This window comes from Agrobacterium sp. CFBP2214 (genome assembly GCF_030209895.1).
GTDB classification, from domain to species: domain Bacteria; phylum Pseudomonadota; class Alphaproteobacteria; order Rhizobiales; family Rhizobiaceae; genus Agrobacterium; species Agrobacterium radiobacter.
In genome coordinates this window covers 771,343-787,886 of sequence record NZ_JARVRC010000003.1, presented here as the reverse complement: position 1 = coordinate 787,886, position 16,544 = coordinate 771,343, and the positions used below count along the sequence as shown (strand labels likewise).

General features: G+C 62.0%; 13 protein-coding genes. 5 read left to right on the top strand and 8 right to left on the bottom strand.

Annotation, left to right across the window (positions count from 1 at the left end):
* Positions 1–269 precede the first annotated feature (269 nt).
* Complete coding sequence (gene leuA, locus QRN60_RS11165) at positions 270–1,979, top strand: 2-isopropylmalate synthase (RefSeq protein WP_129564926.1); 1,710 nt, start codon at positions 270–272, stop codon at positions 1,977–1,979.
* A gap of 209 nt (positions 1,980–2,188) precedes the next feature.
* Here the strand turns inward: leuA and QRN60_RS11160 are convergent, their stop codons facing one another.
* Positions 2,189–3,139: a metallophosphoesterase family protein gene (locus QRN60_RS11160; protein WP_004430171.1), complete on the bottom strand. Its 951-nt coding sequence runs from the start codon at positions 3,137–3,139 to the stop codon at positions 2,189–2,191.
* Between the two features lie 66 nt (positions 3,140–3,205).
* On the opposite strand from QRN60_RS11160, the gene QRN60_RS11155 reads away from it, so the two are divergent.
* Complete coding sequence (locus tag QRN60_RS11155; RefSeq protein ID WP_129564925.1) at positions 3,206–3,697, top strand: NUDIX domain-containing protein; 492 nt, start codon at positions 3,206–3,208, stop codon at positions 3,695–3,697.
* 12 nt (positions 3,698–3,709) lie between these two features.
* On the opposite strand, the gene QRN60_RS11150 is transcribed toward QRN60_RS11155, so the two are convergent.
* The gene (locus QRN60_RS11150; RefSeq protein WP_129564948.1) at positions 3,710–4,702 is read right to left on the bottom strand and encodes a glutathione S-transferase family protein; all 993 of its coding nucleotides are present in this window, start codon (positions 4,700–4,702) and stop codon (positions 3,710–3,712) included.
* A 296-nt stretch (positions 4,703–4,998) separates the two neighbouring features.
* Between QRN60_RS11150 and QRN60_RS11145 the strand changes: the two genes are divergently transcribed.
* Together QRN60_RS11145 and QRN60_RS11140 are read left to right on the top strand one after the other, a co-directional pair.
* The gene (locus tag QRN60_RS11145; RefSeq protein WP_004430175.1) at positions 4,999–5,568 is read left to right on the top strand and encodes a GNAT family N-acetyltransferase; all 570 of its coding nucleotides are present in this window, start codon (positions 4,999–5,001) and stop codon (positions 5,566–5,568) included.
* 218 nt (positions 5,569–5,786) lie between these two features.
* On the top strand, positions 5,787–7,100 hold the full coding sequence (locus QRN60_RS11140; protein WP_107675838.1) for an MFS transporter: 1,314 nt from the start codon (positions 5,787–5,789) through the stop codon (positions 7,098–7,100).
* A gap of 58 nt (positions 7,101–7,158) precedes the next feature.
* Here QRN60_RS11140 and QRN60_RS11135 read toward each other — a convergent pair whose 3' ends face one another.
* Positions 7,159–8,124 (bottom strand): MBL fold metallo-hydrolase, encoded by a 966-nt coding sequence (locus QRN60_RS11135; RefSeq protein ID WP_129564924.1) that lies wholly within the window; start codon positions 8,122–8,124, stop codon positions 7,159–7,161.
* 86 nt (positions 8,125–8,210) lie between these two features.
* On the opposite strand from QRN60_RS11135, the gene QRN60_RS11130 reads away from it, so the two are divergent.
* Positions 8,211–9,164 (top strand): LysR family transcriptional regulator, encoded by a 954-nt coding sequence (locus QRN60_RS11130; RefSeq protein WP_020808569.1) that lies wholly within the window; start codon positions 8,211–8,213, stop codon positions 9,162–9,164.
* 14 nt (positions 9,165–9,178) lie between these two features.
* On the opposite strand, the gene QRN60_RS11125 is transcribed toward QRN60_RS11130, so the two are convergent.
* The 5 genes from QRN60_RS11125 to QRN60_RS11105 all read right to left on the bottom strand — a co-directional run bounded on the left by QRN60_RS11125 (position 9,179) and on the right by QRN60_RS11105 (position 16,525).
* Positions 9,179–9,592, bottom strand: coding sequence for a GNAT family N-acetyltransferase (locus QRN60_RS11125; protein WP_129564923.1), 414 nt, complete (start codon positions 9,590–9,592; stop codon positions 9,179–9,181).
* 89 nt (positions 9,593–9,681) lie between these two features.
* Entirely contained in the window at positions 9,682–11,766 is a 2,085-nt protein-coding gene (locus tag QRN60_RS11120) for a hypothetical protein (RefSeq protein ID WP_129564922.1), read from the bottom strand.
* A 1-nt stretch (position 11,767) separates the two neighbouring features.
* A complete protein-coding gene (locus QRN60_RS11115) occupies positions 11,768–14,578 on the bottom strand; it encodes a DUF4159 domain-containing protein (RefSeq protein WP_112978181.1) in 2,811 nt (936 codons plus the stop codon).
* The gene (locus QRN60_RS11110; protein WP_284765505.1) at positions 14,575–15,489 is read right to left on the bottom strand and encodes a DUF58 domain-containing protein; all 915 of its coding nucleotides are present in this window, start codon (positions 15,487–15,489) and stop codon (positions 14,575–14,577) included. The genes QRN60_RS11115 and QRN60_RS11110 overlap by 4 nt, the downstream gene beginning before the upstream one ends.
* A gap of 25 nt (positions 15,490–15,514) precedes the next feature.
* Positions 15,515–16,525: an AAA family ATPase gene (locus QRN60_RS11105; RefSeq protein WP_004430195.1), complete on the bottom strand. Its 1,011-nt coding sequence runs from the start codon at positions 16,523–16,525 to the stop codon at positions 15,515–15,517.
* Positions 16,526–16,544: the final 19 nt, after the last annotated feature.

Here is a 16,544-nt window from a genome sequence, read left to right as displayed (position 1 = left end):
CACGACGCCATGAGCAACAGCATCGCAACCATTTACGGCATGAGCGCGCAGATTTCTGCGAACGCCTCTCCGCGCGGTGCACTCTCGCTTCTTAGCCTCGACCTTACACGCGGTTGCCGGGTCCAGTGAGGAGCGCCCGGCGGCCGAAAGCCCGCTGGTGCAAACGCTCCTCATCTCGAAATCTCATTTTATACTGGATTTAGGCTCTAAAGGGCCGCGCATCCGCCGATGGCTGAAGACGCCCGCGGACTGCGCAAGGAGGAAGCGAAATGGACGGCAAGATCACTAATATTTCCAAGGGTATGTCGGACGCGAGCGTGAAGTATCGCCCTTACCCCACCATCAATATCCCTGACCGCACATGGCCGGGCAAGACCATCGACAAGGCGCCGATCTGGTGTTCGGTGGACCTGCGTGACGGCAACCAGTCGCTGGTCAACCCCATGGGTCACGACCGCAAGGCCCGCATGTTCAAGCTGCTGCTCGAAATGGGCTTCAAGGAAATCGAGATCGGTTTTCCTTCCGCTTCGCAGACGGACTTCGATTTTGCCCGCTGGTGCGTGGAGCAGGGCAATGTGCCTGAGGACGTTTCCCTGCAGGTGCTGGTGCAGTGCCGTCCGGAACTGATCACCCGCACCTTCGAAGCGCTGCAGGGCGCCAACAAGCCGATCATCCACTTCTACAATTCCACCTCGGAATTGCAGCGTCGCGTGGTGTTCGGCAAGGATGTGCATGGCATCAAGCAGATTGCTGTCGATGCCGCCAAGATGATCACCGACATGGCCGCCAAGGCCGGCGGCGGTTTCCGCTTCGAATATTCGCCTGAGAGCTTTACCGGCACCGAGCTGGAAGTGGCGCTGGAAATCTGCAACGCCGTGGTCGAGGTGGTGAAGCCGACGGCGGACAACAAGCTGATCCTGAACCTGCCCTCGACGGTGGAAATGGCGACGCCGAACATCTATGCCGACCAGATCGAATGGATGTGCCGCAATATCGACAATCGCGAAAACGTCATCATCTCGCTGCATCCGCATAACGACCGCGGCACGGGCATTGCGGCGACCGAGTTGGGCCTGATGGCCGGTGCGGACCGCGTCGAAGGCACGCTGTTCGGCAATGGCGAGCGCACGGGTAACGTCGACGTCGTGACGCTGGCGCTGAACATGTATACGCAGGGTGTCGACCCCGAGCTGGATTGCCGCGATATCGAGCGTATCAAGGCCGTGTACGAATATTCCAACGAGATGACGATCCCCGAGCGTCACCCTTATGTCGGCGAACTGGTCTACACGGCGTTTTCCGGCTCGCATCAGGATGCGATCAACAAGGGCATGAAAGCGATCAAGGTCGCCAATCATCCGGTCTGGGAAGTGCCCTATCTGCCGATCGACCCGAAGGATGTCGGCCGCTCCTATGAGGCGATCATCCGCATCAACTCGCAATCCGGCAAGGGCGGCATCGCCTATATTCTCCAGCAGGATTACGGCATCAACCTGCCGCGCAACCTGCAGGTGGAGTTCCGCGAGGATATCCAGCGCATCACCGATGAAGAGGGTGTCGAGCTGCCGGCCAAGCGCATCTATGAGCGCTTTATCGAGCGTTATGTGACGCAGCCGAATGCGCGCATCAAGTTCGTCGATCACCACACCTATCCGGCCGGCGATTTCAAGGGCGTGCGCATTGTCGCTGCCGAGATCACCGATAATGGCGAGGTGAAGCGTATCGAGGGCAAGGGCACCGGTCCGATCGACGGGTTCATCAATGCGCTGTCGGTTTATCTCGGCATCGATCTCTCTGTGAATGATTATTCCGAGCATTCGTTGCAGCATGGCTCCAACGCATCTGCCATCGCTTATGTCGAGATGGAGCATCCGGGCGGCAAGCTGTTCGGGGCAGGCGTCAACACCAATATTGTTGGCGCGTCGCTGGAAGCGATCGTGTCGGCGGCCAACCGGGTGCTGGAAGAGCGGGCTAAGTAAGTGGGGTTTGAGGGTGGGGTTTACCCCCCTCTGCCCTGCCGGGCATCTCCCCCTCAAGGGGGGAGATCGGCAAGACGCTTTCCCGCAGCTTCATTCTCGGGCTTTGATATGGGCAAGACCTAGCCTCAGGTCGATCTCCCCCCTTGAGGGGGAGATGCCCGGCAGGGCAGAGGGGGGTAAAGCCCTCCTCCGCTCCACGCCCGCGGGTTTTATTCCCTCGGTAGAGAAAACCCCAGCGGTCGCCCGTTTTCATAAAACACCCGCACATCTTCCAGCGCCACACCCGTCGCCGTCTCATCGAGGCTATGGCGTTCGCAGGCGACATTCCATGTGCCGGGCCCACCGGAAATATGGAAGAGATTATAGGCCGCGCGCGGTTTTTCACCGCCCGGCCCCTGGCTGGCCGAGGAAATGCCGACGACCGGGATGTGGTCCTCTCCGTGGTGGGTATTCAACCAGTAAACCGTGTTGAGATGGGTATGACCGTGCAGCACGAGTTCCGCACCGCCGACGCCGAGTGCGGCCGCGAAACGGCGAATGCCGATCATGCGTTTGTGGGTGGGGGAAGCGCCCCGGATGGGCGGATGATGGATCATCACCACGCGGAACAGCCCCTGTTCACCGGCTTTTTTTAAGAGTTCCGCCGTGGCGCGCGCCTGCCGGTTGCCGAAATAGCCGGTGGCCGAAAAGGGTGGTGTCGCAATCGAGGTGGAGCAGCCGATCAGCGCCACGGGGCCGCGCACGCGCATATAGGGGAAAATCTTGCGGTCGTCGTCCCATTCCGCCGGGTCGCCATCGCCACGCACGTATGGATACCAGGCCTGCATGGCCTTGTCGTGCGCGCCGGAAACATAGGCGTCGTGATTGCCTGGGACCACCGAGGTTCTCTCAGGGTCGCCCACTTCCTCAAGCCAGTCGGCGGCGGCGCGGATTTCGATGCCCGTCGCAAGATTGACGAGATCGCCGGTAATAGCCAGATGATCCGGTGATTTTGCCTCGAGATCGTCGAGCAGTTTTTCCAGTGTATCGGTAAAGAGATGCTTGCGGCGGTTGCGGTGCCAGTTGACGAAACCGGTAATCCGTTTCGATGCAAGTTCCCGGAAAGTGAGTTTTGGCAGTGGCCCTAAATGGACGTCTGAAATATGGGCAAGTTTGAACATGGCGGCAGAGATAACCTATGATATGCCGCGCGTCCAATAAAAGCCGGCAGGCGGGGAGAAACCAGGGTGAATGACGAAACAACCGGGCGGCAGGCCCGTCCGTTCCATATGCGTGTCTTCATCCGCTTTCTGCATTTCGTTTTTCTGTTCACGCGCGGCGCAACTCTTGGTGTGCGTGCGGCTTGCTACGATGAAAAGGGCAGGATTTTTCTCGTGCGGCACACCTATCTTCCGGGCTGGTATCTTCCGGGCGGCGGGGTGGAGCGCGGCGAAACCCTGCGCGCGGCGCTGCACAAGGAAATCCGCGAGGAAGGCAATCTCGAAGCTGCCTCAAAGCCGGAGCTTTTCCACGTTTACCTTAATCTGGAAGGCAGCAATCGCGACCATGTCGCGCTTTATCGGCTTGATGTCACCCAGACCAAACCGAAAAAGCCGGATCATGAGATTGCCGAGAGCGGCTTTTTCGATCTTTCAAATCTGCCCGAAGGGGTGACGGCGGCAACCCGCCGCCGCCTTGCCGAACTTGCCGGCGAAGCGGCGATTGCCGACTACTGGTAGCGGCGTATTTCGTCAGACCAGCGTCTCGCGTCCATGCGCCATGGTCAGGTCCAGCTCCGGACCGACGGGCACGATGCCGGTCGGGTTGATGGTGCGGTGGCTGCGGTAATAATGTTCCTTGATGTGGCGCATGTCGACCGTGTCAGGCAGGCCCGGCGTCTGGTAGAGATCGCGCAGGTAACCCGTCAGGTGCGGATAGTCGTGGATGCGGCGGATATTGCACTTGAAATGGCCGACATAAACGGGATCGAACCGCACCAGAGTGGTGAACAGACGCCAGTCCGCTTCCGTCTGCTCCGCGCCGAACAGGAAACGGCGGTCCTTCAGGCGATCTTCCAGCATATCGAGCGTTTCGAAGACCTTCACGGCATTCTGCTGATAGGCGTCCTGTGTCGTGGCGAAGCCGGCCTTGTAGACGCCGTTATTGACGGTGTCATAGATCACGTCGTTCAGCGCATCGATCTCGGCGCGCAACGCTTCGGGATAATAATCCTCCTGCGAGCCGGTGAGATCATTGAAGGCGGAGTTGAACATGCGGATGATTTCCGCCGATTCATTGGAAACGATGGTGCCGCGCTTTTTGTCCCAGAGCACCGGCACGGTGACGCGCCCGGAATATTTGGGGTCCGCTTTGGTATAGATCTGCCAGAGCGTGGAGGAGCCGAACAGGTGATCCTCGGTCGCGCCCGGCGTGCGTTCGCCCTGCGGCTTGAATTCCCAGCCGTTTTCCAGCATCAGCGGATCAACGACGGAGACCGAGATCAGGTCGTCCAGCTTTTTCAGCTTGCGGAAGATCAGGGTGCGATGCGCCCAGGGGCAGGCGAAGGAAACATAGAGGTGGTAACGATCTTTCTCCGCCTCGAAACCGCCTTCTCCGGAAGGGCCGGGTGCGCCATCCACTGTGATCCAGTTGCGGAATTGCGAGGCGCTGCGCTTGAAATGCCCCTTGGTTTCCTTGGTGTCGTACCAGACGTCCTTCCACACACCTTCCACCAGCATGCCCATGATGATCTCCTTGATTGTTTCCTTGACGGCGATACTACCCGTTTCGCTCAATCCCGCGAACCCGCAAGGCATTGAACAATGCGTTTCCGGTCCCGCACAGGCTGAAAGGAGGAGCGTCGAGATTTGTTCTGGACGGGGGGTGATTTTCCTGATAATTGCGATTTTCACAAATCTGAGGAAATTGCAGGCTATGATCGAACCACGGATGCTCCGACGACGCTGACGCTCCTGAACGCCCTTACCGGCGCAGCCGTCATCTATTGTCGCATCCGCATTCTGGAAGTTTCGGTCTCTTCATGTCCAAGCACGATCTTGTCTACCTCACCGAGGACGCGTCGCACGACGCCATCATCGAAGTCATCAACGAAGAAGCATTTGGTCCCGGCCGGCACACCCGTGCGGCGGCGCGCATCCGTGAGCAGGGTCCGCATGACCGGTCGCTGTCCTTCGTCTGCGCTGATGATGGTGAGACGATCGCTTCGGTGCGCATGACGCCCGTCCTGGCCGGCGGGGTGAAGGGCCATATGCTTGGCCCGCTTGCGGTTCGGCCCTCGCACAAGAACAAGGGCATTGGCCGGGAACTCGTCCGCATCGCCATTGCGGCCGCAAGGCGGAAGGGCTCCGAAGCCGTCATCCTGATCGGCGATCCGCCCTATTACATGCCGCTCGGTTTCGAAAAGGTCGCTTATGCGGCGCTCGATTTTCCGGGGCCGGTTGATCCGAACCGGGTGCTGGTGGCGCCGCTTGGCAATGACGTTCATCAGCGGCTGAAGGGCAAGATCGGCTGGCGCAACTGCGAGGCGGTGATGCCTGCCGCAGCGGCTGAAGATGAGGGTTTTGAGGAGCCTCTTCGGGTTTACGGCTAAGGGTCTTTCTGCAAGGCAGCTTTGCCTTTTCCCGCCAGCGCTTCTGTCTTCCCTCATTCCTGTGCTTGTCACAGGGATGAGAGTGGAGGCGCAAGGGTTCGCCTATCGTTGCGCCGAGCCTTTCGTACCAACCGTGCGCACCCTTCCTCAGAATTCAATTCCGTTTCCTCCCCCCATGCGATAGCAAGTGAAAGTCGATTTCTGCAGAGGGACGGGGCATGACGGCAATCACCATGAATGATGCGCTGGAGCGCGCAGGCGCAGGCGCCTATCAGCGCAGGCTGATGGGTATTTTCGGCCTCGTCTGGGCGGCGGATGCCATGCAGGTTCTGGCCGTCGGCTTCACAGCCGCCTCGATTGCCGCAACCTTTGGCCTGACGGTGCCGCAGGCGCTGCAGACCGGAACGGCGTTCTTTTTCGGCATGCTTCTCGGCGCTGCCGGTTTCGGGCGGCTGGCGGATCGTTACGGGCGTCGCCGGGTGCTGATCGTCACCGTGGCCTGTGATGCACTGTTCGGTGTGCTTTCGATATTCTCGCCTGATTTCACCATTCTGCTCGTTCTGCGCTTTCTTACCGGGGCTGCCGTGGGCGGCACGCTGCCGGTGGATTATGCGATGATGGCGGAATTCCTGCCCGCCAAAAATCGCGGGCGTTGGCTCGTCTTTCTGGAAGGCTTCTGGGCTGTCGGAACGCTGATCGTGGCGCTGGCCGCTTGGGGCGCCAGCCTTGCCGGTGTCGCTGATGCATGGCGTTATATTTTTGCCGTGACGGCCTTTCCGGCCGTCCTCGGTCTCGGCCTGCGCTTTCTGGTGCCGGAATCGCCGCTTTACCTCTTGCGCAGCGGTCGGTCAGAGGAAGCAAAGGCTGTCGTCAACCGCATGCTGGTGACGAATGGCCGCGCGCCGCTCGATGCCGGAACCGGGCTTTTCCAGCCTGACGTGGCCAAGGGGCAGGGGATATTTTCACCGGCGCTCCGGCAGCGCAGCATCATGATCCTAGCCATCTGGTTCCTCGTTTCGGTCTCCTATTACGGTGTCTTCACCTGGATGCCGGCGAAACTGGCCGGAGACGGTTTCGGCTTCGTGCGCGGTTACGGTTTTCTAGTGCTGGTGGCGCTGGCGCAGATCCCCGGTTATGCGCTTGCCGCCTATGGCGTTGAAAAATGGGGCCGCAAGCCGACACTGATCGGCTTCTGCCTGCTCTCCGCGCTCGGATGCCTGCTCTTCACGCTCGCTTCGGCCGGCGCAATGATTGCCGCTTCACTGCTTATTATGAGCTTTGCGCTGCTCGGCACCTGGGGAGCGCTTTATGCCTATACGCCGGAGCTTTATCCAACCGAATCCCGGGCGACCGGCATGGGGGCCGCGGGCGCCATGGCGCGGCTTGGCGGCCTGCTTGCGCCGTCTCTGCTTGGTTATGCCATTGCGCAGGGTTTTGGTGTCGCAATCGGCATATTTGCCGGGCTGCTGGTGCTGGCCGCCATTGCGGCCACGATGATCAATGCGGAAACGCGGCAGGTAGCGCTGACCTGATTGCCGCTCAGGGGTGATGGCCTGATCCGATCCACGATCAGGCCATTCCGCTCTGCAGTTAAAGCGTCGTGTAATTGACCGGAAGCCAATCGTAATTGGTGCTGTCGGTGCGCACATGGCCTATGCCGGGGAAGGCGATATGGGCGCCTGCCACCAGATATTTGCCTTCCACCGCCTGCCGGAATGCCAGATCGCGGGCGGCGACGGCAGCCTCTTGGTCGACGTCAAATTCGATCGCGACATCAGGTTCATCGAACTGGAGGATATCGCCATGGATGATATCGCCCCAGAAGACGATTTTCTGGCCGTCGCTTTCCAGAACGATGCCGCTGTGGCCCGGCGTATGGCCGGCATAAAGGATAGAGCCGAGGCCGGGAACCGGCGCGGCACTATCACCGAATGTCTCGAACTTGCCGGCATCGATATAGGGCTGGATGCTTTCCTTCGCTTCGGCATAACCCTTCTTCAGCGCTTCGGGCGCCGCCTTGGCCTTTGCCTCATCAAGCCAGAAAGCGGCTTCGCGCTTGTTGACGTGCAGGGTCGCATTGGCAAAGACGCGTTTGCCATCCGCAGACAGCCCGCCGGAGTGGTCGGTATGGATATGGGTGAGGATAACATCGTCTATCTCCCCCGCCTTGTAGCCTGAGGCCTCGATATTGGCGACGAGCCGGCCGAGGCTTGGGCCGAGATAGGTGCCGGTGCCGGCATCAATCAGCACCAGCCTGTCGCCGGTGTTGACGAGAAACGCGTTGACCGAGGTGGGCGTTTCTTCCGGCAGGAAGGCATCCTGCAGCACCTTTGTCGCATGTTCCGGTGTGGTGTTGGTGTAGATTTTGGCAAGCGGCAGCGCGATGACGCCGTCCGAAAGCGCGGTGACTTCCACCTTGCCGACCATCAGCCGGTAAAAGCCGGGTGCCTGTGTGGCGGCGAGCGGCGCCTTAGCTAAGGCGAGGGAGGGTGCAACGAAGGGGGCGGCGATGATGGCGCTGGCGGCGCCTTTGAGAAGTGAGCGACGTGACGGCATTGAGGGCTCCTGGGTTGGGGAACGTCTTGAAACTTTCCGTACTCCAGCTAAGTGTAGAGAGGTCAGCAATCAAATCGATGTGACTTATGCAAACTATCGATCATTTCAATCTCCGTTCTTTCGACCTCAACCTTCTCATCGCCTTCGATGCGATGATGGAGGAAATGAATGTCACGCGCGCCGCGCGGCGGCTGAAAATCCAGCAGCCGGCCATGAGCCATAATCTCTCCACCCTGCGGACCCTGTTTCAGGACGAGCTTTTTATCCGCGTGGGGCAGGAGATGAAGCCGACGGCGCGGGCGCTCAATCTGGCCGGGCCGGTGAGACAGGCGCTCAGGCAGGCGCAGGCGGCGGTGCTGACGGCGGATGTGTTCGATCCGGCAACGGAGCGCCGCACATTCCGGCTGGGCATGTCGAGCGAGGTGGAACTGTTGCTTTTGCCGGATCTGACGGCGCGGCTGCGGGAGATTGCGCCCGGTATCCGTATTCTCGCCCGCAACGGGCAGGAGCAGGAAATCACGGCGATGCTGGATACGGGTGTGATCGACATGGCTGTCGGATGCACCTATTCGAAAGAGCAGCGCCACCATTGCGAACCGCTCTATTCTTCCAGCGTATTCTGCTGTTTCAACCCGGCTTTACTCGATCTGCCCAATCCCGTGGGACTGGACGCCTATGTGGCGGCCAAACATGCGGTCATATCGCAGACGGACAGCCTGCACGGCTGCATCAAGGATGCGCTGGAGCTGAGCGGATTGGAAATCGACGTCGTTGCCGCGGCGCCGGATTTTCTTTCGGTACTGGCAACGGCGCGATCTTCGGCGGTGCTGGCCACCGTGTCCTCGCGTATCGCGCTGCGTTATGCGCCGCTGCTGGGGCTGGAAATAAGCCCGGTGCCGGTGGCGTTGAACTTCCCACCCGTCGCCATGGTCTGGGCCCTGCAGACCGATGCGGATGCCGGGGCCGTGTGGCTTCGCCAGCAGATTCGCGAGGCTATGGGCCGGACGGTGGATGGTGAGGTATCGGGGATCGCGGCTTAGCAGCTTTATGCAATTTAGAACCGCTTCTCCAGCCAGGTGATCGACTGGCCGCTGGAAAGGGGGCCAAGCGAGCCGATTTTGGTGAAGCCGTAGCGTTCATAGGTTCTCAGGGCATCCGGGTTCATCGTGTCTATATAGGCGCCCATGCAGCCGCGTTTTCTGGCTTCTTCCTCGGCCATTGCAAGTAGCTTGGGGCCCGTGCCCCGACCGCGCATGGTTTCCGGTATGAAAAGAAGTTGCACGTAAAGCCAGCCGCGGGCGGTATGGCCAACCAGACCGCCGGTAACAATGTTTTCGTCGTCACGGATGGTGATGATGAGTTCGCGTTTGTCGCTTTCGCCGAAACGGGCGAGATTATAGGCCACCAGCGGATCGCGGATGGCCTTTTCGGCTTCTGGATCCGCGACGTCGCTCATAATGAAATTCATGGTTTCTCTCCAGACGCCGTGGTGGCGACCGCTTTCGATTTCCAATCGGAGACGGAAACGCCCGGCGCTGCCGCCGGGCCGAAACGCCCTTACCGGCCCTCACGCCACCAGAGCGCGGAGAAGGCGAGCAGCAGGGCGGCAAGCCCGGCAAAACCGGCAAAGAGCGGCAGGGTGTTGACGCCTTTCAGCACCGTCTCGTCGGTCATGCGTATCAGCATGCGATCCTCATCGGCAACCCTGATATCGCCGCGGACGGGCAATATATCGGGCAGCGCGATACGGCCGGAATTATCGGCGACACGGTGCACGCTGCCCTTGGTGGCGTCTGCCAGCGGTTTCAGCGTTTCGGTCGTCGAAATCATCGCCTTGAATTCCGGTGCATCCACCGCGCCGACATGGACGAGGGTGGTGAAATCGCCGTTCTTGATTTCGAACAGGCCGGTTTCATCCATGGGGCGCTCGATCCTGTAAAGACCGGGCTCGGCGCTGGTGAAGGCCATGTTTTCCGTTTTGCCGGAAGGGAAACGCACGCTCGCCTGACCGGGATCGTCGCCAATGGTCTGGCGGGTGATCTGCAGGGTGCGGCCGTTGGCGCGCGCCGTCAGCGCCTCTTCTTCAAGCTCCGGCTCCTTCATCAGCCAGTGGGCGATGCGGCGGTAAAGCGCCACATGCGGGCCACCACCTTCGTAACCGCGCGCCCACAGCCAGCCCTGATCCGACAGCAGCATGGCGACACGGCCTTCGCCCTGCCGGTTCAGCACCAGCAGCGGGTCCTGTCCGTCGCCCAGCATCACGGTCTGGCCCTGCGGCGGGTCGACACTGATGGTGCGGAACCAGCGGCCCCATTGCGGCGGCTCGTTGCCGGAGCCTTCCAGCCCGCGGGTGACGGGGTGTTTCTTGCCCGCTTCCGAAAGACGGGGGTAAAAAGCGGCCTGATGCACCTGACCCGTCGGCTGCGCCGGTAGCACGGAGGCCAAAGGCGTCATGGCGATCGAATCCTGACCGGCATGTTCCGGCCCGGCGGCGATCAAAAGCGCGCCGCCCTTTTCGACATATTGGGCGATGTAATCGTAATAAAGGATCGGCAGCACGCCGCGATGCTGGTAGCGGTCGAAGATGATGAGGTCGAAATCATTGATCTTCTCAACGAACAGTTCGCGGGTCGGGAAGGCGATCAGCGAGAGTTCGTTGATGGGCGTGCCGTCCTGTTTTTCGGGCGGGCGCAGAATGGTGAAATGCACCAGATCGACCGAGGCGTCGGATTTCAGGAGGTTGCGCCAGGCGCGTTCACCGGCATGGGGTTCGCCGGAAACGAGCAGCACGCGCAGGTTTTGGCGGATGCCTTCGATCAGGTGAACGGCGCGATTATTGGCGGCCGTTACTTCGCCCGGAAGCTCGGCGACGGAAAACTCCATGACATTGTTGCCGCCGCGCGGAACCTTGAAGCTGAACGGCGTCGGCTGGCCGGGCGTGGCCTGCAGCGTGGCGATTTCTTCGCCATTCATCTTCACGGTCACTTCCGCGGAACCGCCGCCGGCGGGGCGGCCGTCATCGAAGACGCGCAGTGTCAGCTGCTGCTCTTCGTTGACGATGCCGAAGCGCGGAGCGCGGACTATTTCGATACGGCGGTCGAACTCATCGGCCTTGCCGGTGATTAACCCATGGACCGGCGCGCGGAAGCCCAGCGCCTGTTCGGCATTGGGCAAAGCGTTGGGAATATCGTGAATCTGGCCGTCGCTGAGGAAGATCGCGCCGCCGACGCGGGATGGTGAGACATCCGAGACGGCAGAGGAAAGCGCCGAGAAAAGCTGTGTCGAGGGGGAATCGCTCTCACCATTGTCGCGGACTTCCACGATGCGCGGCTCAATGCGCGGGAAGCGCGAGAGCCGGTCTTTCAGCGTCTCCAGCGCGGTATCGGTCATCTGCGGCCGCTCCTGCACGTCCTGGCTCTGCGAGCGGTCGACGATGACGGGCACGATGGTGGAGAGCGGCTCGCGCTCTTCCTGCGTCAGAAGCGGATTGGCGATGGCGGCAAGCAGGGCGGCAAGCGCCAGCCCGCGCAGCCATGCACCGCGCACGCCGCGCCACAGGCCGATGAAGGAAAGGGCGAGGGCTGCGACTGCCAGAACGGCGATTACGATCCACGGCAGGAAGGGGGCGAAGGTCAATGTCATGTCACTGCCCCAACCGTTCGAGAAGTGCGGGAACGTGGACCTGATCGGCCTTGTAGTTGCCGGTCAGCATATACATCATGATGTTGACGCCGGAGCGGAAGGCGTGTTCGCGCTGCATCTCGTCTGGTGGCACGGTGGGCAGAACCGGCGCGCCCTGCGCATCGACGGCCCATGCGCCGGCAAAGTCATTGCCTGTTATCATGATCGGCGTCACGCCATCACCGGAGGAGGAAAGGCCCGACGTGGTCTTGGCCGCGCCCTGCCGCGATTCCACCCAGAGCGGCGAGCCGTTGTAACGACCGGGGAAATTGGTGAGCAGGTAGAAAGAGCGCGTCAGAACATGGTCTTCCGGCACGGGCTCCAAGGGCGGAATATCGATATTGGCGAGGATCGCCTGCAGGCGTTCGCCGTTAGGGCTGGTCGCGCCGGTATCGAGCGAAGAGAACTGGTCGCGCGTATCGAACAGTACGGTGCCGCCGGCGCGCATGTAGGCGTCGATACGCGAGATGGCGGCGCTTGAGGGCATCGGTGCCGTGGCGGAAACCGGCCAGTAGATGATGGGATAGAAGGACAATTCATCCTTGGAAATATCGAGACCGACCGGCTGGCCGGGCTCCAGCGTCGTGCGCCAGGTCAGGAATTCACTGAGACCCTGCAGGCCCTGCTCGGAAATGCGGTCGACATCGTCTTCACCGGTGCGGACATAGGCGAGATGCGTAGTGTCCAGCCGCTCGAATATCTGCTCGTCGCCGGGTTTCGGATCGTCGGCGCGCGCGTCCGTTGGCGACATGGTGGCAAAGGCGCCAAGCGCCAGAAGCAGGGTGGCGGCGGTGGCGCTGCGGGCTTTTGGCAGGCGGGCGAATGCGCCGTTCATGAAGAGCACGATCAGGCTATCGGCAATCAGCATGAGGAAGGCGGCGATGAAGAGGGCGGGGCGCAGGGATTTTGCCGTTTCGCCGATCAGCGCTTCGCTTGACGTGCTGATACCGGCGGCCGACGTGTCGAGGGGGCGCAGCGTCGCACCAGCGGCTAAGAGATTGAGAGCCACGAAACCATCCTCTGTGCCGTAAAGGCCGGGGGGATTGTCGAAACCGGTGCGGGGCGGCTGGCCGGCGCGCATTTCGAGCGGCCGGGCAGTGCCGATTTCGGCCGACAGTGCGCCTTCGGCCGTGAGCAGCCGGAAGGGCGGCAGGGCGGCCGCCGGGGCATTGGCGTTGGCGGAAGCGCCGCCCGCCTTCGACAATTGCACGATACGGCGCAGCATATCGACGAAATGGCCTGAGATCGGCAGGTCGGACCAGCTTGCTTCGGCGCTGACATGGAAGAGCACGATGCGGCCTGCCTCGACGTTACGGGTGGTGACGAGCGGCGTGCCATCGGCAAGGCTGGCCCAGGTGCGCTCAGCCAGATCCGGTGTCGGTTCGGCCAGAACCTGGCGTTTGACGAGAATGCCATCGGCCTTCGGCATGCCGGCGAAGGCGCCAAAACTCGGGAAATCGGCAAGCGGCTGCGGCTCGGCCCAGGAGAGTGCGCCGCCGAGCGCACGCTCGCCCTGCCTGAGTGTTACCGGCACCAGCGGATCGTCGGCTGGGGCCGCGGCAAGGCGCGGTCCGGCAAAACGGATCAGCGTGCCGCCGCCGGCCAGCCACCGTTGCATCGGCTCATAGGTTTCCTGCGGCAGGCGGCCGATATCAGCCATGACGATGACGGAGGGGTTGGATTGCAGGATTTCCGGGATCGCCTGCGCCAGATCGGCCTGCCGCTGCGGAATGAGATCGGCAAAAGGCTGCAGGGCGCGGCTGATATAATAAAGCGGCTGCAGCAGCGGCTGGAAATCATTGCCGGTTTCGCCGGCCAGCAGCGCCACGCGGCGGCGGCGGAAGCCGTCATCGAGAAGATGCACCGCACCCGCCGTCGAGACACCTTCGAGGGAAAGGCGGGCGAAATCGTTGCGCAGTTCGAAGGGCGCTTCCACCGTCGCCGTCGTCTCGGCCTCGCCGGGCGCGAAGCTGGCGGTGCCATTGGCGAGGATGCGGCCCTGGCTGTCCTGCGCATTCACGGTCAGCCGCGCGGCTTCGGCGGTATCCAGCCGTGAAAGCGTGACGCTCATGGCGTCGGCATTGTTGGTGGCGCCTGATATGGCGGTGATCGCCTTGCCATCGCCCTTCACGATGCGGAATTCGGCGGGCGAGAGGCTGGCAAGCGTTCTCATCGCGCTTTCATCCTGCGCACTCTGCACGCCATCGGTGATATAGGCGAGCGTGCCGGGGGGCGTACCGTTCAGCGCTTCGGTGATGGCCTCTGCCGTGCGGATACGATCGGGAACCAGCGGCTTCGGTTTTGCTGCGGCGAGCTTGTCCAGCGCCACGGCTGTCGTTCCCGGCACGGCGTCATGTTCGGCGTCGGCGGTGAAAACGATGGAAACCGGGCGTTCAGCCCGTTCGGCATCTCCGATCAGAGCTTGCGCGGTTGCCACGCGCCGCTCCCAGTCGGGCGCGGAGGCCCAGCTATTATCGACCACGAGCACCAGGGGGCCGCTGCCGGCGATGCTACTGTTGCGCGGGTTTACCACCGGGTCCGCCAGAGCGAAAATCACGGCGGCGGCGAGCGCCATGCGCAGAAGGGTCAGCCACCACGGGCTTTTCGACGGCGTTTCCTCGCGTTTCAGCACCGTCGCCAGAATCTTCAGCGGCGGAAAGACCTCCGCCTTGGGGCGCGGCGGTGTGAGCCGCAGCAGCCACCAGATGGCGGGCAGCGCCAGAAGGCCGAAGAGGATGTAGGGGCTGGTAAACACGAAAGGCAACGCGCTCATCGATGGCCACCGCCTTGCGCGGGCGCGCCGGAAAGATACATGTGAACGGCGACGAGCGCCTCGGAAGCGAGATGATCGGTGCGGTGGAACACGAAGTTCCAGCCGAGACGGCGCAGCGATGAGGACAAGGCCTCGCGCCTTGCGAGATAGGCGCGGGTGTAGTCCTCGCGAATGGTTTCGGCGCGGCCGGACACGAGTTTTTCGCCGGTTTCCGGATCAGTGAATTCGGTGCGGCCGGAATAAGGGAAGGTTTCCTCGGCCGGATCGGCGATTTCCACCACATGGCCACGTAAGCCCCGCCGCGCGAGCGGCGAAATCCGCTCCATCACATTTTTCGCATCATCGAGAAAATCGCCGATGAGGACGATGTCGCTCGCGCCGCGGATCATGCCCGTTTCCGGCATGCCTGTTGTCAGCGGCGCATGCATGATGGCGGCGGCCAGCCGTTCGGCGGCGTTTCTGGCCGAGACCGGCTCCATGATGCCGGGGCAGCCGATGCGCTCGCCCGAGCGCGCAAGGATTTCCGCCAGCGCCAGCATCAGCACCAGCGCCCGGCTTTCCTTGGAAACGGAGCCGAGGGTGGATTTGAACATCATCGACGGCGACATGTCGGCCCAGAGCCAGATGGTGTGGGCGGCTTCCCATTCCCGGTCACGCACATAGGTATGATCGTCGCGGGCCGAGCGCCGCCAGTCGATGCGCGACAGGCTCTCGCCTTCGGCATAGGGGCGGAATTGCCAGAAATTCTCACCGATGCCGCGCTTGCGGCGGCCGTGCCAGCCGGCGGTGATGGTGTTGGCGATGCGTTTTGCCTCGACCATGCAGTCCGGCACCAGTGCGGCGCGCTGGCGCGCACGCGCCAGAACTTCGCTACCCGGCGTCTTGTCTACGATCTGGCCGATGGATGCCACATGCAGTCCTTTCGCGAACGTGCGTTCAGTTCTTCGCCTGCTCCACGAGTGCTGCGATGACATCGCGCACCGACATGCCTTCGGCGCGGGCCGCAAACGTCAGCGCCATGCGGTGTTCCAGCACCGGCTCGGCGAGCGCATAGACATCGTCCAGCGACGGTGCGAGCCTGCCTTCATAGAGCGCACGGGCGCGGGCGGTCAGCATCAGCGACTGTCCTGCGCGCGGGCCCGGGCCCCAGACAACGTGTTTGTCGGTCAATTTGTTGCCATGGCCGGGGCGGGCGGAACGGACGAGCGAAAGGATCGCGTCCACGACCTTGTCGCTGACCGGCATCTGGCGGATGAGGGCCTGAACTTCCATCAGGCGTTCGGCATCGATCACGCCGCGTGCTTCGCCAGAGGCGGTGCCTGTCGTATCGAGCAGGATCTGGCGCTCCGCGGCAAGTTCGGGATAACCGACATCCACCTGAAGCAGGAAGCGGTCGAGCTGGGCTTCGGGCAGCGGATAGGTGCCTTCCTGTTCCAGCGGGTTCTGGGTGGCCAGGACGTGGAACGGCTTCGGCAGCTCATAGGTCTGGCCGGCCATGGTGATGTGATATTCCTGCATGGCCTGCAGAAGAGCGGACTGCGTGCGCGGGCTGGCGCGGTTGATTTCATCGGCCATCAGCAATTGCGCGAAAACCGGGCCCTTGATGAAACGGAAGGAACGGCGGCCGTTTTCGTCCTGATCCATGACTTCGGAGCCGAGAATATCCGACGGCATGAGATCAGGCGTGAACTGGATGCGGTTGGCGTCGAGGCCGAGCACGGTGCCGAGCGTGGTGACGAGCTTGGTCTTGGCAAGGCCGGGAACACCGACGAGCAATGCGTGGCCGCCCGAGAGGATGGCGAGAAGCGTGTTCTGCACCACTTTTTCCTGGCCGAAAATGACCTTGGAGACTTCCGTGCGGATGGCCGCAATGTCGGAAAGCGCCTTTTCGGCCGAGGCGACGATGGCCTTTTCATCGAGGGTTTCGCCGGTATTCATCACGCCCATGTCGCTCTCCTCATACCTT